The sequence below is a fragment of the Ruminococcus sp. 8Y-12 genome, assembly GCF_058119865.1.
The window spans coordinates 3,924,280-3,945,251 of the sequence record NZ_CM176623.1; the positions used below are offsets into that span (position 1 = coordinate 3,924,280).

Consider the following 20,972-nt stretch of genomic DNA (forward strand, 5'->3'; position numbering starts at 1 on the left):
CGCTTAAGATTTTCTTATCTTTTTTCTACAATCACACCCTGCTTTTTGTAAATGCTCTTTGCCGGAACCACCTCTCTCACAGAGGACAGGGGATAGATATTGGTGTGGGGTCCTACCACAGTACCAGGGTTCAGCACAGACCCGCAGCCCACCTCCACTTCATCACCCAACATAGCGCCAAATTTCTTTAGCCCTGTCTCCATCCTCTCTGATCCTTCTTTTACAATGACCAGCTTTTTGTCTGATTTTACATTTGAGGTGATGGACCCAGCCCCCATGTGGGCCTTGTAACCTAAAACAGAGTCACCCACATAATTGTAATGTGGAACCTGTACCTTATTGAACAGCACAACGTTCTTCAGTTCCGTGGAATTTCCCACCACAGCTCCTTCGCCCACAATGGCGTTCCCTCTAATAAAGGCGCAGTGGCGCACCTCCGCCTCTTTTCCGATAATCGCAGGACCGTTTATAAACGCAGTGGGCGCTACCTTTGCGGACTTGGCCACCCAGATATTCTCACTGCGCTGCTCATACTCTTCCTGATCCAGCTTACTCCCCAGTTCCAGGATGAATGCGCCGATCTTTGGCAGCACCTCCCAGGGATAGACAGCGCCCATAAATAAATCCTTTGCGATCGTCTCTTCCAGGTTGTACAGGTTACAAATTTTACATGTTTCCATTATTTTTTCGCTCCTTTTTTGTAGTACTTGGCGGCTGCGCTGAAATTGTGACGCAGCGCATACCCATAGTTATTTTGCATGACGCTTGCTGTGCGCGTCTGGATAAAATGACGAAGCTTTGCCATATACTCCTCAGGCGTGATGGTCCCCTCCGCCACATACGTAAGCCCCTTCTCCCAACTGGCTGTCAACTCCGGATTCAGAAGTGACTTTATAGAGGCGTTCACCACCTCGTATATCATCTCACCGAAAAAGGTGGGTGTCAATATTTGAGTCTTTTTATTTAGTCCTATGTACTCGTTTCCGATCAGCTTTTTCAGAATCTCCGCCCTGGTGGCGCTGGTTCCGATTCCGCTCCCTTTAATCTGGGCCCTCAGCTCTTCATCTTCAATCAACTGCCCTGCATTTTCCATGGCCAGTATGATGGAACCGGAATTGTACCGTTTGGGCGGGGAAGTCTCCCCCTCCTTGATCTTCAGCTCTTTCACCACAAGCTCCATCCCTTTTTTCAGATTTTTGAGCGCCTCAATCAATCCTGTGTCAGCCCCCATCTCTGTTTCCTCATCCTTTTTCTTTTCCTGAGGAATACCTGCCACCTGCAGATACCCCTCCGAGAGCAGAATCTTAAAACTGCTGAAGAATTTCTCCTCCCGCATCTGAGTCACCAGGCTGATTTTCTGGTAAACAGCCGGGGGATAAAATATACTTAAAAACCGCCGCACAATGGTATTGTATACCTTTTCGCCCCGCTCTGACACAGACCGCAGCGCCCCTATACCCTGCCCGGTGGGAATGATCGCATAGTGGTCTGTTATTTGCTTGTCATTCACATAGCGAGTGGCGCTGATCTTTTTATAGCTGCCCATCTCCAGCACCTGATCCACATAGCCCTCTGCCCATGGAAGACCTTTTAAGCCATTTATATTTTTATAAATCTCTTTTGACACAGCAGTGGAGAGCACCCTGGCATCCGTCCTGGGATAGGTTACCAGCTTCTTTTCATAGAGCTCCTGCACGCACTGCAGTGTCTCGTCCGGGCTGATCTTAAACATTCTGGAGCAGTCATTCTGCAGCTCCGCCAGGTTATAGAGCAGAGGGGGATTTTTGTTCTCCCTCCTGCGATCAATGGAGCATATCAGCGCACGAAGGGGCTGCTCTTCCTCAAGGTACCCTATGAGCTCCTGGGCGTCCTTTTTCTCCTTAAATCCATTTTCTTTGTACAGCTTTGGGGACTGAAAGTATCTGGAACCTTCCACTGCCCGAAACTCGCCGTCAAACTGCTTTTCGCCGTATTCCAGTGTATTCAGCACCCGGTAAAAGGGTGTTTTGACAAAGTCCCGAATCTCCCTCTCCCTCCGTACAATCATCCCCAAAACGCAGGTCATAACTCTTCCCACTGAGATCACCGTATATTTGGTTCCCATGACATTTGACAGAAGATCCCCATATTTAAGAGAGAGGAGCCGTGAAAAATTGATTCCCATCAGATAGTCTTCCTTTGCCCTGAGGTAAGCCGCCTCCGAAAGGTTGTCGTAGTCTGACAAATCCTTTGCGGTCTCAATGCCCCTCAGGATTTCCTCCTCTGTCTGGGAATCAATCCACACGCGCCGTCTCTTCTTTCCCTTGACATGAGCCATCTGTTCCACCAGGCGGTAGATATACTCACCCTCCCGCCCGGAGTCCGTGCACACATAGATAGTATCCACATCCTCCCGGTTCAGAAGTCTGCTTACAATCTCAAACTGTTTCTTTACAGAGGGAATCACCTCATAAAGAAATTTTTCCGGAATAAAAGGCAGGGTCTGCAGACTCCACCTCTTTAACCTGGAATCATAGACCTCAGGGTAGCTCATGGTCACCAGATGACCTACGCACCAGGTGACAACCGCATCTTCCCCCTCCAGATATCCATCCCTCCGGGCAGTATTCAACTTCAATGCTTTTGCGAATTCCTGAGCCACGCTGGGCTTCTCCGCAATAAATAACGATTTAGACATGTATAACCTCTCAACTGCCTACAAAGGCAGATCTCTCTTCTCAAACAGGGCAATTCCCGCCCAGTACATTCCCAGTCCGGCCAAAGCCAGCAAAGGCAGACTCCAGCAGATCTGAACACTCCCCTCCATGATTGCTTTGGGCGAAAACAGGGTGAACACCGTAAAAAATCTCAATATCTCCATCCCTCCCCCTATGTTGGACAGCATCCTTATTAAATAAAACAACACTGGAAGGCCGGCACCGATCATCAGGGAAGTCCTGGTATCATCTGAGATACAGGACGCCAGAAAACTGATTCCGCTTAAAAATATGTGCAGACAGAAGGCCCCCAGATTCAGGAGCATAAACTGGGGAATACCAAGTTCTCCCGGAAACCAGAGACGACAGCACACAAGCCCCAGGACCGTAGTGAACAGAAACATCACAAACAGGCTCATAATCAGATAGTACGCCTGTGTGGTCGCGATTTTCTTCCTGGGATTGGGCGTGGAAAGCCAGCTCCCCATTCTTCCCGTCTCCACTTGGCGCGCAACCAGCCGGTTGGCTGTGACCGTTTCATAGATCATAGGGAACACCAAAAACAAAAAACCAAACAGACAGGACGCCAGATGACCTGTCAGGGTAACCGCACCCATATCAAATCCAAGGGCAGTCAAAAGCATGGTGGGAAGTCCCGCCATAAGCGATGCCACACGCGCCCCCAGCCCCGGGCTGAACATGCCCACAATGAGAAGCATGAAGAGGGTCAGGATAACCACGATCGTGGTCCAGAGTTTATAGTTCGATTTCACAGTCCGTTTCAGAAGAGGAATACTAAGCACTGGCCCCACCTCCGTAAAAATGGGAAAAGATATCCTCCAGGCTCTGGGTCACGGTCTCAATCCCCACTACCTGATAATCTCCCAGAGCCTTGACCAGGGGCGCCATCTCACCGGAGAGGCTGACAGTTATCTGTCTTTCGTTAATGGACAGTACCTGAAACTCTTCCTTTACGAACTGCAGGGCATCCTGTTCCGTGGCAAAGGTAATGCTGTAAGATTTTTTCTTTGACGCCCTGATTCCTGCAATATCGTCCACATTTATTAATACTCCGTCCTTTATCATGCCCACCCGGTCACAGGTGCGCTCCACCTCCTCAAAGATATGTGAGCACAGAAAAATGGTCTTTCCCCTTCCCTTCTCCTCCAGTATCAGATCATTAAACCGGTTTCGCATTACAGAGTCCATTCCCCTGGTGGGCTCATCCAGCAGCAAAACCTCGGGGTCATGCATAAGGGCACAGATAACTGCCGTCTTCTTCCGGTCCTCCGCAGACAATTTCCGTATGCGCGTATCCATATCCAGATCAAAGCGCTCCGCCAACTCTGCGGCACGCTCAATGCTCTTTACTCCACGCATCTGAGCCATCAGACGGACAAATCCCAGGCTGGTCATATCCTCAGGCAGGGCCGTATCCTGCGAGAGATACCCGGTAAATTCCCTGATCTTTTCCGCCTTTACATGACAATTCTTACCATTGATAAAGCAACGTCCCCTGCTGGGGCTGGCAAACCCCATCAACTGCCGGATCGTGGTGGTCTTTCCTGCCCCGTCCGGTCCCAGATAGCCAAAAACTTCCCCGTCCTCAACTTCAAAAGACAGGTCGAAAACCCCTCTTCGCCTGCCAAAATCCTTCGTTAAATTTTTCACACGTATCATTTATTTACAACCCACTTATCATTCGATTTCTTATGTTTCCTTCTTATTGTAAAGTAGAATCCTATAAATGACAAGTTAAATTTTGTGCTACTTTTGCAAAAAAGAATCCTGCGCGCAGGATTCTCCGCCTGCGGCGGGGCTGCCCCGGCAGCCATCTTCCACTCCGCCGCTGTGCGATCCGCCCGGAGGGCTTTTTATATCATAGGGAATTCCGAAGGACTTTCCTATGATATAAAAAAGATGCCGCCCCTCAGCGGAACGGCATCGATCTCTTTTCTGTTCAAGAACGCCCCGGCGTTCTTGCTTCAGTCTTATCTGTTTCCAAGACAAATCACTTTGCCTGTATATATCCCTTCGCTTTCAGTGTCTCTGCGCAGAGCACAGCTCCGCCGGCCGCGCCTCTCACGGTGTTGTGTGAAAGGCCCACAAACTTAAAGTCATAAACCTTATCCTCGCGCAGTCTTCCCACTGAGATGCCCATACCCTTCTCATAGTCTACATCCGCCTTTACCTGAGGCCTGTTGTCCTCCTCCATGTACTGGATGAACTGCTTGGGCGCGCTGGGCAGATCCAGCTTTTGGGGTACTCCTCTGAAGTTGACCAGCTTTTCGATCAACTGCTCTTTGGTAGGTTTTTTCTTAAACTTTACAAACACTGCAGCTGTGTGTCCGTTCAACACAGGTACCCGGATACACTGGCAGGTAATCACAGGAGACTGAGCAGGCTTTATAGCCCCGTCCTCAATCTTGCCCCAGAGCCTTAATGGCTCCATCTCACTCTTCTCTTCCTCCCCGCCGATATACGGGATGATATTCTCCATCATTTCAGGCCAGTCCTTAAACGTCTTACCGGCTCCGGAGATTGCCTGGTATGTAGTAGCCACTACTTCGTATGGTTCAAACTCTTTCCACGCAGTGAGCACCGGCGCGTAGCTCTGAATGGAACAGTTGGGTTTCACTGCCACAAAGCCTCTAGTTGTGCCCAGACGCCTTTTCTGAAACTCAATCACATCAAAATGCTCCGGGTTGATCTCAGGAACCACCATAGGCACATCCGGCGTCCATCTATGGGCACTGTTATTGGAAACCACAGGAGTCTCTGTCTTTGCGTAAGCCTCCTCAATGGCCTTGATCTCCTCCTTCGACATATCCACTGCTGAAAAAACAAAATCCACACTGGATGCCACTTTTTCCACTTCATTTACATTCATTACCACCAGTTTCTTAACTGCCTCCGGCATGGGAGTGTCCATCTTCCATCTGCCGCCTACAGCATCCTCGTAGGTCTTTCCCGCACTTCTCGGGCTGGCTGCCACAGTCACCACCTCAAACCAGGGGTGATTCTCAAGCAGTGAGATAAAACGCTGACCCACCATACCCGTTGCTCCTAAAATTCCAACTTTCAACTTTTTTTCCATTTTTCCAATCTCCTCATGCTCTAAAGTCAGAACAGCCCGCTGCCGCCCTGCTGACAAGCGTTTCCAATGCAAGGCTAAGAAATTTCTTAATTATGAACAAAACCGGCCCTTTGTCTTCGCATCGCGAACATTTGTCTTTTCTTGAACAATACTATACTATTTTTGCGCAAAAATCAAGGTTTTTTTAATTTTTCATCAAATATTCCCTATTCCTGGAAAGAACCTCTCTCATCGCTTCCTGTCCCGGAGCTCCGATGGTGGTCCTCTTCTCCACACAGGTCTTTAAGCTGATTGCCTCGTAGATGTCCTCCTCAAATACCGGGCTGATCTTTCGGTATTCCTCCAGGCTCATATCATCCAGGGAAATGTTTTTCTCAATGCAGTACAGCACCAGCTGTCCCACTATACCATGGGCATCCCGGAAGGGGACGCCGTGGTTTACCAGATAGTCGGCCGCATCCGTAGCATTTGTAAAGCCGTTTTTGGCGCTTCTCTCCATTACTTCCTTGTTAAATTTCATAGTGGCAAGCATACCGTTGAACAGGGCGATACACCCCTTCACCGTGTCCATGGCATCAAAGCTCAGCTCTTTATCCTCCTGCATATCCTTATTATATGCCAGAGGGATTCCTTTCATAGTCGTCAGAAGGGAAACCAGCGCCCCGTACACACGTCCGGTCTTTCCTCTCACCAACTCAGCGATATCCGGGTTTTTCTTCTGTGGCATGATACTGCTTCCAGTGCTGTAGGCGTCATCCAGGTCCACGAACTGATACTCATTGCTGTTCCAGATGATGATCTCCTCAGAAAAACGGCTCAGGTGCATCATGATGGTGGACATGGCGCTAAGCAGCTCAATCAGATAATCCCTGTCTGCCACAGAGTCCATGCTGTTGAGCGTGGGACCGTCAAACTCCAGCAGCCGGGCAGAATACTCTCTGTCCAGCGGATAGGTGGTGCCTGCCAGGGCACCGGAGCCCAGAGGACAGAGGTTCATGCGGTGATAGATGTCGGAAAGCCTCTGCCGGTCCCTTTTAAACATCTCAAAGTAAGCGCCCATATGATGAGCCAATGTGATCGGCTGTGCTTTCTGAAGGTGTGTAAATCCCGGCATAAAAGTATCTGTATGCTCCTCCATAATTGAGATCAGAGTGGTCAGCAGCTCTTTTAAAAGCCCATCAATGGCTATGATTTCATCTCTGGTGTACAGTTTCATATCTAAGGCCACCTGGTCATTGCGGCTGCGCCCTGTGTGCAGTTTTTTCCCCGCATCACCGATCCGGTCAATCAGGTTCGCTTCCACAAAGCTGTGAATGTCTTCATACTCATCTGTGATCTCCAAAGTCCCGCTTTCCACGTCCTTTAAAATGCCCTCAAGCCCCTCCAGAATCTGATCCCTCTCTGATTCCGTTAAAATCCCCTGTTTAGCCAGCATGGTTACATGGGCTTTGCTGCCCTCAATATCCTGGCGGTAAAATTTCTGATCAAAGGAAATGGATGCATTAAAGTTGTAAACCAGTTTATCTGTTTCTTTTGTGAAGCGTCCGCCCCATAATTGTGCCATAATCATTCCTCATTTCTATTATTTTTCATCAAGTATCCTTATTTTACCTTATAATTCCTGAAAATCCAATACAAAAAATGTATCTCTTTTCTAACCTTGCCTCTTTGAGAAAACGCATCCGCAGTAATCCTGACGATACAGGCCAAATATCTTGGAGAGCTCTACGGACCTTTTATACCCGTCCTTTTTCTTAAAATCAGAGGGAAGATAGTTTACCCCGTATACTCTTCCCAGCTCTTCCCCAATCTCATTAAGCTTTTTCGCATTTTTCATGGGGCTGATGGAGAGGGTTGTGGTAAACCAATCACACCCCAGCTTTTTTGCCAGGGCCGCTGTCTCCTCCAATCTCAGGGCATAACAGCGAAAGCAGCGCTCACCGCCCTCCTGAAGCTCTTCCAGCCCCCTGGACATATGATAAAAGCGTTCTTTATCATATTCTCCCTCTATGAAATCCACTTCATTTTCCAGGGACATCTTTACTATCAACTGCCGCTGCTCCCTGACCCGCTTACTGTATTCCTCCTCAGGATAGATATTAGGATTATAATAAAACACCGTAATCTTAAAATACCTGGACAGGTATTCCAGCACATAGCTGCTGCAGGGTGCACAGCAGCTATGCAGCAGCAGATGAGGCGTCCTTTCCTCCCTCTGGTTTCTCTCAATGATTCCATCCAACTCTCTCTGATAATTTCTGTTCATGGCAGCCTCCCAGCCAATTTCTGTGATAAACGGACATGTCTTTTTGCTTTTTCGATTATACACCTTTTCACATGATTTTCATAGAATAAGATATAGAACATTCCACAGTACAGGAATGTCAGAATACAAGGAGGTAACCATGGAGCCATTATTAGAACTTCGTGATATCAACTATGCATACCACAGTGTCAGTGGGGAAACTTATGCATTATCTAATATATCCTTCTCCGTCCAGGACGGAGAATTTATTGCCGTGGTGGGGCCCAGCGGCTGTGGCAAGTCCACACTTCTGTCGCTGATCTGCGGCCTTCTCTCACCGGAATCCGGCACCATCCTACTGCGTGGACGAGATATGAAGGACGCGCGCACCAAAATCGGCTATATGCTGCAGAAAGACCATCTCTTTGAATGGCGCAGCATCTACAGCAACGTTATGCTGGGGCTGGAAATTCAGAAAAAAGTCACCGATGAGGCAAAAGAACGTGTAGAAAATATGTTGTACACCTACGGTCTGAGCAAGTTCAGAGACTGTAAACCCTCTCAGCTCTCAGGAGGAATGCGCCAGAGGGCCGCACTGATCCGAACACTTGCCCTTGCGCCGGACCTGCTTCTGCTGGATGAACCCTTTTCCGCTCTGGACTACCAGACTCGGCTTTCCGTTTGTGATGACATAGCATCCATCATTAAAAGGGAGCACAAAACTGCCATACTGGTAACCCATGACTTGTCGGAAGCCATCAGTGTGGCGGACCGGGTGATTGTGTTAACGGCGCGCCCTGCTAAAATCAAGGCTATCGTCCCTATCCAGCTTGATATTCCTGACCGCACACCCTTAAAGTCCAGAAATGCCCCTGAGTTCAAAGACTATTTCAACCGTATATGGAAGGAGCTGAATAAAGATGAATGAGCTCTCTCCTAACCAGTTAAAATTTTTAAAAGATATCAGGCACCATAAACAGATTGTGACTACGGCGCGCATTCTCCTGTTTGTGGTCTTTTTTGTTCTGTGGGAGGTTGCAGCCAGACTGGGCTGGATTGACAGCTTCGTCTTCAGCAGTCCGTCCCGGGTGGTATCCACATTTTTGACCATGGCTGCTGACAGCAGTATTTTCATGCACATCGGCATCACCCTTGCTGAGACATTGCTCAGCTTTGCCCTTGTGGTAATCCTGGGACTTGTGATTGCCGTTTTGCTTTGGCTCTCCCCTAAGCTCTCCCAGATTTTGGAACCTTATCTGGTGGTGTTGAACAGTCTGCCAAAATCCGCTCTGGCTCCACTGCTGATTGTGTGGCTGGGTGCGAATATGAATACGATCATCGTTGCAGGAATCTCCGTAGCCATTTTTGGCGCTGTACTCAATTTGTACACTGGCTTTCAGGAGGTCAGCCCGGATAAGATAAAACTGATTTATACCCTGCACGGAACAAAGAGAGATGTCCTCTTTAAGGTCGTCCTACCAAGTACCATACCGAATATAATCAGCATCATGAAGGTCAGCATTGGTCTTTGCCTCATCGGTGTAATCATCGGGGAGTTTATATCCTCCAAGCAAGGGCTTGGTTATCTGATCATTTACGGTTCCCAGGTGTTTAAACTGGATCTTGTGATTATGAGCATTCTAATTCTGTGTGTCATTGCTACCGGGCTGTATGTGTTAATCAGTTGGGTGGAAAAGATGTATCTGAAACGGATCTGAGCATTTCTTTTATATACAAAATGCCGCCAGTCACGGCGACATTTTCTCGGGACTTAAGTCCCGATACATAACATTCTTTCTTGTTAACTTCATAACATCCCCTCCGCTTCTCTATAAAAAGTTTTTTACTCCAATCTCTTGATTCTATCATCCCATAAATTAATTATAGCTGAACATACTATTCTTTTCATTCCTACCAGCGAAAAAAACAGGAACTACTCATAATGAGATTTTTTGTGAATAATACCTTAGCGTACGCGTTTACATTAATAAAAATCAGTAGTATAATAGAAACAATTGACGGCTATGCTTCTTAATGAGCAGTTCTATCTATAGCTTTTTATAAGAGCTATACAGAAATCCTGCCATTGGCAGCCTTACTGCATACTAAGCATGCAAAGCCGGTAAAGAGACGGGCGAAGTATTATCTTCGTCCTCCTTCTTGAACAGAAAAGATAGGGAGATGTAAAGATGACTAAAATTGATATTATTTCCGGTTTCCTGGGGGCTGGAAAAACCACACTGATCAAAAAATTGCTCCAGGATGCGTTTAAGGGCCAGCAGATTGTTTTGATTGAAAATGAATTTGGCGAAATCGGAATTGACGGCGGTTTTCTGAAGGATGCCGGCATTGAGATCCGGGAGATGAACTCCGGGTGTATCTGTTGCTCTCTTGTGGGAGATTTTGGCACCGCTTTAAAAGAGGTTACGGAAAAGTATACACCTGACCGTATTATTATTGAACCCTCCGGTGTGGGGAAGCTCTCCGATGTGATTCACGCAGTGGAGAAATTGGATGCTGAGGTCGTCTTAAACAGCGCCATAACGGTTGTGGATGTATTAAAATGTAAAATGTATCTCAAAAACTTCGGGGAATTTTTTAAAAACCAGGTGGCTGCGGCCGGCACTATTATTCTGAGCCGCACGGACACGGAAAAGGCTGATTCAGAGAAGATGGAGACCGCCATCTCTCTGATACGCGACATAAATCCAAAGGCAACCATTATCACCACCCCTATAGAGCAGCTGGGAGGTCAAAAGATACTGGATACCATCGAGGGCAAAAAAATTGAACTATCCAATGCGGAAGAGGAACATGAGCATGAGCACCACCATGAACATGGAGAAAACTGTACTTGCGGCTGCCATGATCACGAGCATGAACACCACCATGAGCATGGAGGAAACTGCACTTGCGGCTGCCATGACCACGAGCATGAGCACCACCATGAACATGCACACCACCACGCGAACGAAGTATTCACCAGCTGGGGCAGAGAGACAGTTCGCAAATACACTTCCGATGAAATTAAAGAGATTCTAAAAACATTGTCGGATGATGCTTCCTATGGCACCATTCTAAGGGCAAAGGGAATGCTTGAGGATGGAGACGGAAAATGGACCTATTTCGACATGGTTCCCGGCGAGTTCGAAGTCAGAAGCGGAAGCGCGGAGTATACCGGCAGAATCTGTGTCATTGGTTCCAAAATTGATGAAGAGAAACTGGAACAACTATGGTTTGGGCGTTAAGGACAGGGTGAGGTCAAATGAGTGATTTTAATATTTCAACGCCGGTATATCTGGTCACCGGTATGCTGGAGAGCGGCAAAACTTCTTTCCTGAATTTTACTGTACGCCAGGATTATTTTCAGATTGAAGAGACAACCCTGCTGATTGCCTGTGAAGAGGGAGAAGAAACCTTCGATGAGAAGGATTTGCTGAAATACAACACGGTTCTGGAAACAATAGAGGAACCGGAAGATTTTACCTTTGAAAATTTAAGAGTGCTTCACCGGAAGTACCATCCGGACAGAGTGCTGTTGGAATACAATCCCCTCTGGGGTGTCAATAAACTGCGCGCTATGAAGCTACCTCTGGGCTGGGGCATTGCCCAGGAGATTGTTATCATAGATGGCGGCAGCTATCAAATCTACCGCAACAATATGCAGTCCCTGTTCACTGAGATGGCTCAAAATGCGGACATGGTTTTATTTAACCGCTGCAAACAGGAAGACCCGCTGGCTAATTACAGACGTGGCATGAAAGTGGTCAACCCTTCCTGTGAGATCAGCTTTGAAGATGAGAACGGCGAGTTGATCGATCTTTTTGCAGAGGCTATGCCCTATGATCTGAATGCGGAAATCATTGATATTGATGATGTGGATTATGGTATATTTTATGTGGATATGAATGACAATCCGGATAAGTATTTGGGAAAGACGGTGAGATTTAAAGCCTGTGTCATGAAGAGTAAGCGGAAAGAAGCCGACTATTTTGTTCCCGGCCGTCGGGCAATGACCTGTTGTGCGGATGATGTACAGGTAATCGGCTATATTTGTAAAACTCCTCTTGCTGCAAATCTAAAGCATGGCCAGTGGATTCAGGTTACTGCCAAGGTCACCTTTGAGTTTAATAAAATATACAGGGAAAAGGGACCCGTCTTGTACGCAAAGCAAATTTCTTCCTGTGATGCCCCGCTCGATGAAATGGTTTACTTTAACTAGTCTTATTTGGCGGCAGGATTTTGACAAATGATCCTGCCGCCCAAATATTATTTTAGTTCATCCACTACCTCCACGTGACTGGATAGTATAAATGCTTTGGAATCTTTGTACTGCGATTTCCTTTTGCTGCGTTGATTTGTCCTTGTGTGAGAAAAACCGCTTCCTCCAAATCAGCGCCCGTGAAATTGGTATCTCGTGTGTCAGCTCCTAAAAAGATCGTCCCATCAAAAATGCAGTCTGAAAAATCAGCGGCGATCAATAGCTTTGTACTTAAATCCAGACCGCTCATATCTTTCCCCCTGAATTTCTTCCCAATAAAGTCTTTCGGACAAGAGAAATCTTTACGATTTTCTTTACCGTGCAATCGCTTGCATATTTCTTTCAGGACATCGTTCGCTTTACTTCTATATTCCTCTATATTAAAAGATAATATTATCTGAGGTGAATTATTTGTAATTCTGACATTTTCCTCTATCAATTTTTGAATATCTCCCGAAAACGAGTCAGCAAAAATAAGTAATGATGCCTCCGTCAAAAAATACCTGATTTGGTATAATTGGAATACAGCTGTAAATACATCAAAAATTTCTTTTGATTGCTTTGGAAGCTCGTTCCATGTTTTTCTCTTGTATACAATTTCTGTCACTTGATTCCCTGCTCCAAAACAATCATAGCCAATACAGCCTCGCATTTTCTTTGCCTTGAGTTGCGAGTGTATCTTGCATTGATAGTTTTTCAGAAGATGCATACAAGGTTCCCCTGCAATCTTATCCTTTGGAAAGCCATCTGTTTTTGAGAAAAACAGTGCTGTACAGCATAATCCTGAACATTTCGAACAGTCAGACTTCATTGGTTTCCATAATTTATCATTTTTCTTATGCACTATCATATAGTTTATCCCTTATATCCTTTCTACTCTCCGGACAAATCCAGTTTCATATAAATTGAGGAATCCATGGGACTGTCATTGTAGCTCGGGATCTCATAAAAGCCATACTTTTTGTACATATGCACTGCGCTTTGTAAAAACGGCAAAGTGTCCAACAGCATGTGCGCATATCCAATCTCCCTGGCATCGCTGATAATTCTCTGTATCAGCAGATTGCCTATATGTTTCCCGCGAAATTTAGGCCTAACATAAAGCCGTTTCATTTCACAATTCTGAATGTCTATTTTTTTTAGCCCAATACACCCTGCCACTTCCTCACCGCACAATGCCAAGTACAGCCGCCCGTATGGCAGGCCGTATTTCTCTTGCAGTTGTCTCAGCTCTTCATCATAATTCTGAATGTGCAGATAACGTTCAAAGGTAGAATCACCCTTGATTAACATATCCGTATACTCGGTAAATAACTCGCATACTTCCCGCTGGAAATCATATGCAGGTACTATTTTTATACTCTGTGATTCCATCCGTTGTTTTTGTGTGTCTTGATTCATTTTGTTTTCCTTTCACTTCATCTAAAATAATCGTTTCCCATTTAGAATATCTAGCCCCATCTCTTTTGCCCTGCTCGTCTGTTTAAACGGATTTATCTTTTCCACTTTACCATTGCATTTAAAAAGCGAGCCTGTGTTTTTGAACCAGAATGTCACATTTGCCTTTACACATTGTTCATGGATTTTGAGTATCCATTCGTAATCACATTCTCGTGCCGCTCTCCCAGTTTCACCTCCCACTGTAACGTGCTCCACTCCATGAAGATAAGGCGTTAAATCTATTGCTTCTAAAAGCGGAGCGCAGGCAATAAAGCGCCGCTTTATTGGATAGGACAAAAAGAGTGGAAGTCTGTTATCGGCTAATTGCTGATTTTCAACAGTACATCCTATATTCACATTGTCATATCCTGTGCCCCAATCATCTGGAAGTGAAACAAGAAACCGGTCAATCCGCTTTGTCAAAATTAAAAACTCTATATCCTTTCTCTCCCTGATCATAGCCCATACTTCTTTACGCCATTCATCTGCTTCCGGCAAAAAAAAGTCGGTTGCAAAACAGGTCGCAAGTATTTTATTTCCTTTAATATTGTAATCGCCTTTTGCGTTCGTTCTGATGGGCCAATCAAATTTATCTGTTTTTTGTATGGTATTTTGGCCATAGCGTTTCGCATATGGTCCATAAAAATAACAGTTTGTGCAGCCATCGCTTATCTTGTAACAGCCGGTCCACGGTTCCCAGTTCATAAGCATCCTCCTTGTCCGGCTATCCAAGCCGGGATTGGTGTTACCTTCACTTATTCACACAACTTTCAATATCAGAAATCCATTGTTTAATAATCAGGCTATTTTCCTGCAACTTCTCTCTATTTTTCTCAAAGCTCTGTAATAGCTGATATTGGTGCTGCCAATATCCACACAGAGCCTTTAATAGATCATAATCGTCGGTAGACAAAACCCCTTTGCCTGTCTCCATAGCTTTTATCTGGGCATTGACTTCATCTGCCGACTTCCCAACACTTTTCTTAAAATCCCTCAGTACCCATTGCCTTTCAAAAATGTTCCTCTCCTTCCAGCCACGGTATTGCTCCTCATACGTTCTAATTACTCTTTTTAGAGTTTTAAAATCACAGCTTTCATAAGATTGGCTTTTATGATCTGCTCCATTGATTACCTGTATGGAACCAACCTCCTGACCATTGTATTTTTCCGCATACAATACTGACAAAGCAAAACCAAGGGCGGCATCTTCTTTATCTATAATATGATCTTGATTCATCCTGTAAAATTCCTCTAAGGAAATGTTCATATTCTGGGCAACAATCTCAATTGAACGCATAGCGGTTTCCGTTTTTACCAAGCCTGGGCTTATGGTGTATGCGTAAATTCCAGTGCCTTCCAACTCCATAGACAACGTATTGCTCAATTCAACCTGTGCTGTTTTGAATATTTCATATGCCCCCATGTGAGCGATTGCTCCGGAACTTGATACAAATACGAAAATCCCTGAATTTCTTTGCTTCATTATATCTAAAAAACATTTAACCAACAAAATGGGGGCTTTCAAATTTACAAGGTATCCATTATCCCATTCACTGCTGCTGACTGATCCAATATCGCCTAAATGTAACGCTGCAGCATTGTTAAAGACAATATCGGGGCAGCCGAATTTATTCAACACATATTCTTTCATTTTAAATATGCCGCTCTCGTTTGCCAGATCAATTTGATAAAACTTTGCGCTGCCTTGGGCAATCAGATTTAGTTGCTTTTCTGCACTTTTCCCTTTTTCTTCATTCACTTCTAGGATGAGTACTTTTGCACCCATCACAGCAAAGTATTTGGCTGTTTCTAATCCAATTCCGCCGCCTGCCCCTGTTATTAAAACAGTTCTGCCGGACAGTACATTTTTAAAATTATTTATATTCATTTACCATATCTCCACTTATTTAAGTAAAACAGCTCTGCTTTCCATATTTCATGGGACAGACAGTCCTGCAAGTGTTACAGTCTACTGTATCATACCCGCGATCCGTTTTCCGTAAGTATTCTGTCAACACAACAGCTGATCAACCTTTCCCTGATTGATCGCCTGAGCCGGACAGACTTCTGTACATTTTCTACAACCATTGATACAGATATTTTCACACGGTTTATCTGACGGAAGCTCGAGTTCAAAAAGAATTGCACCTATCGTCAGCAAATTTCCATACTCAGGGTTAAGCAGCAAACCGAGGTTCAACCTTTGTTAAACCTTTGGGGAGTGCAACACCAAATACAATCACTGACTTACATTCCTCAAATATATCCGCAGGAGAAAAACCCGCCGGTGCTTCTTCAAATTTTTCTATACCTGCAATGCCGCACACGTCTGCGCCGCATGAAAGAATTATCTGTTTTACATCGCTCTCCATAAGTGTATCCCTTTCATTTTCTAAAAATATCAATTGCATGACTTGTAACGCCCAGCAAATCCTGACGCTCACAAGTAGCAAAATGATATTTCAAATACATATCAAAGGTTTCATCATCCATACCATCCACAGCCTCACGCATAAATAAGGCGCATCCATCTGATGCAACATAGTGCAGCCGTGATACAGGAAATACAGACATCAAGTCATCGATGTTTTCTTTTCGAACAAGCTCAAACAAATCCTTTGGCTCAGATTTGGCGGCAAAAGTCTGGGGGTCAAGCAAGCCCTTTTCAATATATTCTGCTACACTGATATTACCACGGCAAAACCCTTCGTCAAGCAAGCAGCCATCGGATATGACATAGGCGGCAAAAATCACGCCTCCCTGCTTTGTTACGCGGATAGCCTCACGCAGAGCCTTCCTTTTATCTTCCACACTGTAGAGATGATACAGCGGACCTAGCAGCAGCGTGATATCATACTCATTGTCATGGAAACCGGACAGATCCATTGCGTTGCCCTGGGTGATCGTTATGTTTTCTTCCGGCAAGGTATTCTGACGAAAGATCTCTATATTGTGCTCTATCAATTCCACTGCGTCTACGGCATATCCCTGGCGCGCCAGCGCGTGTGAATACCGTCCCGTCCCAGCACCGATTTCGAGTACACGGTCACTGCTTTTTATGTATTTTTCAATATAATGCATTGTGGTGAGAAACTCAACGGAGCCATGCTTTGACGCAAGCCGTCCATCCTCATCATAGTGATTGTACAGGTCATTTAAGTACTGGTTTGTTTCCATGTGGCTAATCCTCCATTCATAAATTTTGTTTAGCAGTCAGTAATTCCTTCAAACGATCTTTCTTTTTGATATGTAATATTGTTTACCCGCTCTGTGATCCAAATCTCATCATCCTTGATCTCTAATGCATACCCCTTTATCACTAGCTTATCAAACCTAGCCCAACTATCATCCGGCTCCGATGCTGTCTGCTTTTTCTTAGGAAAACGGATAGCGATATCCTGCCATTCCTTCTCTGTATAGAATTTTATATGACCGTCTTTTCTCATCTGCATATATGAATCCACAAATCGTTCCGTCTCCTCCTCATTCGGTGCCGAATCAGCTAAAAAAACATTCCGTTATCCTTCAGTACTCTGTTAATTTCCTGAAAAGTATCAATGATAGCAGAAAAATGGTTCAGGGTATATCGTGAAACCGCCAAATACAAAACGCCATTTTGACATATCTCTATTCATTATATTTCGTATATCCAAACTATGCAAGCCATAGACTGATACAAATTATTTCCTTTTATTATACAGAGGACGGTCCAGCATACAACTGAACCGTCCTCTCAACCTCGTATCTATGGTCACATCTCTTTACTCCAACATTTACACTGTTCAATGCGTTTACCGCCGTCTCCCTGCTTTTCGTCGTAGGCAAATTGTTTCAGCAGGGCGCAGGGAAACTCACCGCACTGCCCGCAATGGTCATGTTCCCTGGATTCGCAGCTGCTTTTGACCGGGCAGCTATCCCCCCAAAACGGCTTGTCGATATGTATACAGCCCTGGCATCCCATCTGCTCTTTGTACCCGCATTCACTGCATAAGATGCCACATCTTGATTCTATCATAAGTGAAACCTCCTTTTTATGCTGATTATAGCAATTGGAACATGACAGCTGTATGTCATGTCTCTTGGTATCTTTGCAGCTGTTCCTCTTAAGATTCCTTTTCTTTTCTACTGCAAAGCTTTCAAAGCATTTTCCTCATATTCTTCTAACGCAGAGTAATATTTTTCTGCCTGTTTCTCTGATATACGCTCAACATCAGTAATCTCTCCCGCCACGTCTCTCACTACCGACAGACTGACCGTTCCATCCTGATCATACCAGTATGTCTCAAAGGAACCATCCAAAAGCATATCTGCAAGCAGTTTCACACGCTGGCCGTTGTAATTCAAAACATTACCGTCTGTTGAAGGCTTTACGCCGTATGCCTCATATTGCTCATATTTATTGGAGCCTTTCCTATCTATTGCTGTCTCTTTTACGTTTTCTTCTGTCTCTTCAATCTCTTCTATCTCTTCGGCCTCTTCTGTGTTGTTTCCTGTATTGACATCGCCTGCAAAGAAAGCGGAACGATACTCTTTTGCTTTGCCCTGGGATATAGGTTCCATGCCAGTAATATTGCCGGACGCATCGCGGATAACACACAAATCAAGAGTCCCTTCTTCATCTAAAAAGAATGCCTGGCTGTCAGAATGTTCATCCACAAAAAGTCTTACTCTCTGTCCATTATACAGTAACCTTTCACCGTCATCTGAGATTCCAATTCCAAATGCCGAATACATTAAATAAATTTCAGGGTCAGGCAAAAATTTGTATGCAAAGGTAGAGTCAGGTGAAACCGTTCTAATTTCCTGAATCTCTTTTCGAATACTTGTGGGCGGTTCCTGCGTTTCCGCCTTAGCCGAGAAGGCAAAGAACATCCCAAAAGTAAAAATGATTACGCCGCAGAGAATGGAAAGCCCTGCTTTTTTCTTGCTCATATCCATAATTGAAAAAATTCTGTCTTTCATACCTTTTTTTCCTCCATAAAAATGAGACGATAACGCTGTTTTTCGTTTCGATTGATATCTGATCACACTGATAATTGTTTCACAATAATACTGACGTGTGTCTGCCCCCGTACCGCGTACAACTTCCTCATCGCAGGACAATTCACATTGAACGTCAATTGCTTTAGCCATTAAGTAAACGAAAGGATTAAACCAATGTACTGCGTTTGCAATCAATATCAAACATTTATACCATAGGTCTTTTCGCTTGTAATGAACAAGTTCGTGCTTTAGGATGAAACGAAGCTCTTCCTCCGCAAATTCTGCCTTCGGCAGCAATATGCAGGGTCGTACAAAACCTATCAACATGGGACTCCCGATGCTGTCACAGACCTGCAGATTAATATGATCTGTCAAACCCATCTGTGCTTCTAAGTTTCGGAACAGGGTCAGCGTTTGTTCATCCGTAACGTTTTCGCTCCAGCGCGACGTCAGTTTTAAAAAGCGGCAATGTTTGATGACATGGTAAGCAAGAAAGATTAGAATTCCTGCTATCCATACTGCCGCCACAATCTGCCACAGTGACTGACCGGGTACAGCAGCTGGGAGCACATTGTCAGCGGGGGTGTGAAAGGCAGCAGGAGACCCGTTCCCTATTCTGATGATAGGCGCTGCTGTACTGTTTTGCATATCCACTTTGATAAGAGCATTGGGAAACTGCGGCCGAAAAGGTATCAGCAGCCCAGCCACAAGGACGAGCCATGCGTAATAACAGCCTTTTACAGAATAGCGCTTTACTAAAAGCGGTGTCACTGCCATATAAAAAAGTGCAATTACCGTCAGGGTAACGGAACATATCAGAAGCATAACCATAAAACTCTGCATTCTATTCCCTCCGTTCTTTTGCCCACTGAAGCAATTCGTCAATATCCTTTTCCGACAGCGCTTTGTCCGCATAAAGCGTATTTACAAGATTGAAAAAAGAATTGTTATGATACTGCCTCATAAAGTTACTTGTCTCAAACTTTAGATAATCCTCCTTACTTACCAGGGGATAGTATATGCGCTCTTTTCCCCTTTTATCGGTACTTAAAAATCCCCGCTCCACCAACCGAAGCATTAGGGAAATGACAGTCTGTGCCTTCCAGCCCTTATTATTTCCCAGCTGCTCCATAATAATGTTGGTTGTGATGGGCGGGTCATTCGCCCATACCACTTTCATAATGTCAAACTCCGCGTCCGGTAATTTTTTCATCCGTTCCATATTATCATCTCCTTTAAGACAATTGTCTATAATTTGATTCTACATCTGTCTAATTTAAATGTCAAGCTTTATTCGGCATTTGTAGAAAATATTTAATTTATAGAATCTCTGCATTGACTTTCCCCCTAGGGCAAGGTGTACTATATAGTGAGACATAAAAGTATTAGGAGGAACACAATGTTATCGATTGGAGAGTTTTCGAATATATGTAAAGTTTCCACAAAGACACTCAGGTACTATGCCGAAATAGGGCTGTTGCTGCCCAATGAAATCAACCCTGAAAATGGTTACCGTTATTACTCAATCGAACAGTTGGAAACCATGTTAATGATTAACCGCCTGAAATCTTATCATTTCTCATTGGAGGAAATCAAAGCCATACTCTGTTCAGAAGAAATAAGGGAGGAAAAGCTTTTCCGGGAGCTCACGCAAAAGAAAAAAGAGCTTGCTGACCAAATAGTGCAGGCACAGACTACTCTGAGTCAGCTAAAAGAGGATCTATCTGTTTTGAGTCAAGGCAAGTCTCTCCTGTCTTATATGGATGATATCGACGTTCAGTTAGTTGAGGTACCTATGATGCGCATCCTTTCGATCCGTAAAATGATACAGGAATACGCCTTTGCAGAAGAATATCCCCAGTGCTTTGACAGACTTTTTAAAAGAATACGGGACCACCGCCTTACGGTACTTGCACCGCCAATGGTACTTTTCCACAGTGAGGAATATACGCCACCCGGTTTGGATACCGAATTTGCAGTTCCGGTGAAAGAGTTTGTAACTGGTACGAGAGATTTCTCCCCGGGGCTGTGTTTAAAGACAGTTCTTTATGGTTCCTACTCCCAACTGCCATCTGTCTATGCAAAGCAAAGGGAGTGGGCAGAAAAAGAGGGCTATGTGGGGACAAATGCTCTCTATGAAGTCTATGTGACAGACCCCTCCCAGGTTTCCGATGAGAGTGCGTTCGTAACAGAAATATATTTTCCGGTCAAAAAGAAACCCTTAAACACATCACAGATGGAGGTATAGTA

The 20,972-nt window shown here is 44.9% G+C and carries 23 protein-coding genes; 5 read left to right on the forward strand and 18 right to left on the reverse strand.

All coding sequences use genetic code 11. The features are described from left to right. Positions 1-14 precede the first annotated feature (14 nt). The 7 genes from AC0THY_RS15700 to AC0THY_RS15730 form a co-directional block, all read right to left on the reverse strand. Positions 15-680 carry an acyltransferase gene (locus tag AC0THY_RS15700; protein ID WP_489991540.1) on the reverse strand — a complete coding sequence of 222 codons (666 nt, stop codon included), beginning with the start codon at positions 678-680 and terminating at the stop codon, positions 15-17. Continuing rightward, positions 680-2,677: a DNA topoisomerase gene (locus AC0THY_RS15705; RefSeq protein WP_489991541.1), complete on the reverse strand. Its 1,998-nt coding sequence runs from the start codon at positions 2,675-2,677 to the stop codon at positions 680-682. Before AC0THY_RS15705 ends, AC0THY_RS15700 begins: the two co-directional genes overlap by 1 nt. Positions 2,678-2,695: 18 nt before the next feature. After that, complete coding sequence (locus tag AC0THY_RS15710) at positions 2,696-3,499, reverse strand: ABC transporter permease (protein ID WP_489991542.1); 804 nt, start codon at positions 3,497-3,499, stop codon at positions 2,696-2,698. Next, entirely contained in the window at positions 3,492-4,376 is an 885-nt protein-coding gene (locus tag AC0THY_RS15715; protein ID WP_489991543.1) for an ABC transporter ATP-binding protein, read from the reverse strand. Before AC0THY_RS15715 ends, AC0THY_RS15710 begins: the two co-directional genes overlap by 8 nt. Before the next feature lie 331 nt (positions 4,377-4,707). Next, on the reverse strand, positions 4,708-5,793 hold the full coding sequence (gene asd, locus AC0THY_RS15720; protein WP_489991544.1) for an aspartate-semialdehyde dehydrogenase: 1,086 nt from the start codon (positions 5,791-5,793) through the stop codon (positions 4,708-4,710). 184 nt (positions 5,794-5,977) lie between these two features. Then, on the reverse strand, positions 5,978-7,357 hold the full coding sequence (argH, locus tag AC0THY_RS15725; protein ID WP_489991545.1) for an argininosuccinate lyase: 1,380 nt from the start codon (positions 7,355-7,357) through the stop codon (positions 5,978-5,980). A gap of 90 nt (positions 7,358-7,447) precedes the next feature. Further along, positions 7,448-8,059 (reverse strand): epoxyqueuosine reductase QueH, encoded by a 612-nt coding sequence (locus tag AC0THY_RS15730; protein ID WP_489991546.1) that lies wholly within the window; start codon positions 8,057-8,059, stop codon positions 7,448-7,450. A gap of 139 nt (positions 8,060-8,198) precedes the next feature. Between AC0THY_RS15730 and AC0THY_RS15735 the strand changes: the two genes are divergently transcribed. The 4 genes from AC0THY_RS15735 to AC0THY_RS15750 all read left to right on the forward strand — a co-directional run bounded on the left by AC0THY_RS15735 (position 8,199) and on the right by AC0THY_RS15750 (position 12,260). Continuing rightward, the gene (locus AC0THY_RS15735; protein ID WP_489991547.1) at positions 8,199-8,966 is read left to right on the forward strand and encodes an ABC transporter ATP-binding protein; all 768 of its coding nucleotides are present in this window, start codon (positions 8,199-8,201) and stop codon (positions 8,964-8,966) included. After that, positions 8,959-9,756 (forward strand): ABC transporter permease, encoded by a 798-nt coding sequence (locus tag AC0THY_RS15740; protein WP_489991548.1) that lies wholly within the window; start codon positions 8,959-8,961, stop codon positions 9,754-9,756. The genes AC0THY_RS15735 and AC0THY_RS15740 overlap by 8 nt, the downstream gene beginning before the upstream one ends. A gap of 471 nt (positions 9,757-10,227) precedes the next feature. Continuing rightward, complete coding sequence (locus AC0THY_RS15745; RefSeq protein WP_489991549.1) at positions 10,228-11,286, forward strand: CobW family GTP-binding protein; 1,059 nt, start codon at positions 10,228-10,230, stop codon at positions 11,284-11,286. Positions 11,287-11,303: 17 nt separating this feature from the next. Then, positions 11,304-12,260, forward strand: coding sequence for a TIGR03943 family putative permease subunit (locus AC0THY_RS15750; RefSeq protein WP_489991550.1), 957 nt, complete (start codon positions 11,304-11,306; stop codon positions 12,258-12,260). A 64-nt stretch (positions 12,261-12,324) separates the two neighbouring features. On the opposite strand, the gene AC0THY_RS15755 is transcribed toward AC0THY_RS15750, so the two are convergent. From AC0THY_RS15755 to AC0THY_RS15805, 11 genes are all read right to left on the reverse strand, one after another. Continuing rightward, positions 12,325-13,149 (reverse strand): pentapeptide repeat-containing protein, encoded by an 825-nt coding sequence (locus AC0THY_RS15755; RefSeq protein ID WP_489991551.1) that lies wholly within the window; start codon positions 13,147-13,149, stop codon positions 12,325-12,327. Between the two features lie 23 nt (positions 13,150-13,172). Further along, positions 13,173-13,700, reverse strand: a complete 528-nt coding sequence (locus tag AC0THY_RS15760; protein ID WP_489991552.1) for a GNAT family N-acetyltransferase — start codon at positions 13,698-13,700, stop codon at positions 13,173-13,175. Positions 13,701-13,721: 21 nt separating this feature from the next. Beyond that, complete coding sequence (locus tag AC0THY_RS15765) at positions 13,722-14,444, reverse strand: DUF5131 family protein (protein ID WP_489991553.1); 723 nt, start codon at positions 14,442-14,444, stop codon at positions 13,722-13,724. Positions 14,445-14,490: 46 nt separating this feature from the next. Continuing rightward, the gene (locus AC0THY_RS15770; protein WP_489991554.1) at positions 14,491-15,627 is read right to left on the reverse strand and encodes an SDR family NAD(P)-dependent oxidoreductase; all 1,137 of its coding nucleotides are present in this window, start codon (positions 15,625-15,627) and stop codon (positions 14,491-14,493) included. A 289-nt stretch (positions 15,628-15,916) separates the two neighbouring features. Next, entirely contained in the window at positions 15,917-16,111 is a 195-nt protein-coding gene (locus AC0THY_RS15775; RefSeq protein ID WP_489991555.1) for a hypothetical protein, read from the reverse strand. A 13-nt stretch (positions 16,112-16,124) separates the two neighbouring features. Further along, complete coding sequence (locus AC0THY_RS15780) at positions 16,125-16,916, reverse strand: class I SAM-dependent methyltransferase (protein ID WP_489991556.1); 792 nt, start codon at positions 16,914-16,916, stop codon at positions 16,125-16,127. Positions 16,917-16,945: 29 nt separating this feature from the next. Continuing rightward, on the reverse strand, positions 16,946-17,203 hold the full coding sequence (locus AC0THY_RS15785; protein ID WP_489991557.1) for a hypothetical protein: 258 nt from the start codon (positions 17,201-17,203) through the stop codon (positions 16,946-16,948). Between the two features lie 38 nt (positions 17,204-17,241). After that, complete coding sequence (locus AC0THY_RS15790; protein WP_489991558.1) at positions 17,242-17,346, reverse strand: methyltransferase domain-containing protein; 105 nt, start codon at positions 17,344-17,346, stop codon at positions 17,242-17,244. A gap of 144 nt (positions 17,347-17,490) precedes the next feature. Continuing rightward, positions 17,491-17,754 carry a DUF3795 domain-containing protein gene (locus AC0THY_RS15795; protein WP_489991559.1) on the reverse strand — a complete coding sequence of 88 codons (264 nt, stop codon included), beginning with the start codon at positions 17,752-17,754 and terminating at the stop codon, positions 17,491-17,493. Between the two features lie 107 nt (positions 17,755-17,861). After that, positions 17,862-19,637, reverse strand: a complete 1,776-nt coding sequence (locus AC0THY_RS15800; protein ID WP_489991560.1) for a M56 family metallopeptidase — start codon at positions 19,635-19,637, stop codon at positions 17,862-17,864. Next, positions 19,567-19,944 carry a BlaI/MecI/CopY family transcriptional regulator gene (locus AC0THY_RS15805; protein ID WP_489991561.1) on the reverse strand — a complete coding sequence of 126 codons (378 nt, stop codon included), beginning with the start codon at positions 19,942-19,944 and terminating at the stop codon, positions 19,567-19,569. Before AC0THY_RS15805 ends, AC0THY_RS15800 begins: the two co-directional genes overlap by 71 nt. 177 nt (positions 19,945-20,121) lie before the next feature. Between AC0THY_RS15805 and AC0THY_RS15810 the strand changes: the two genes are divergently transcribed. After that, complete coding sequence (locus tag AC0THY_RS15810; protein WP_489991562.1) at positions 20,122-20,970, forward strand: MerR family transcriptional regulator; 849 nt, start codon at positions 20,122-20,124, stop codon at positions 20,968-20,970. Positions 20,971-20,972: the final 2 nt, after the last annotated feature.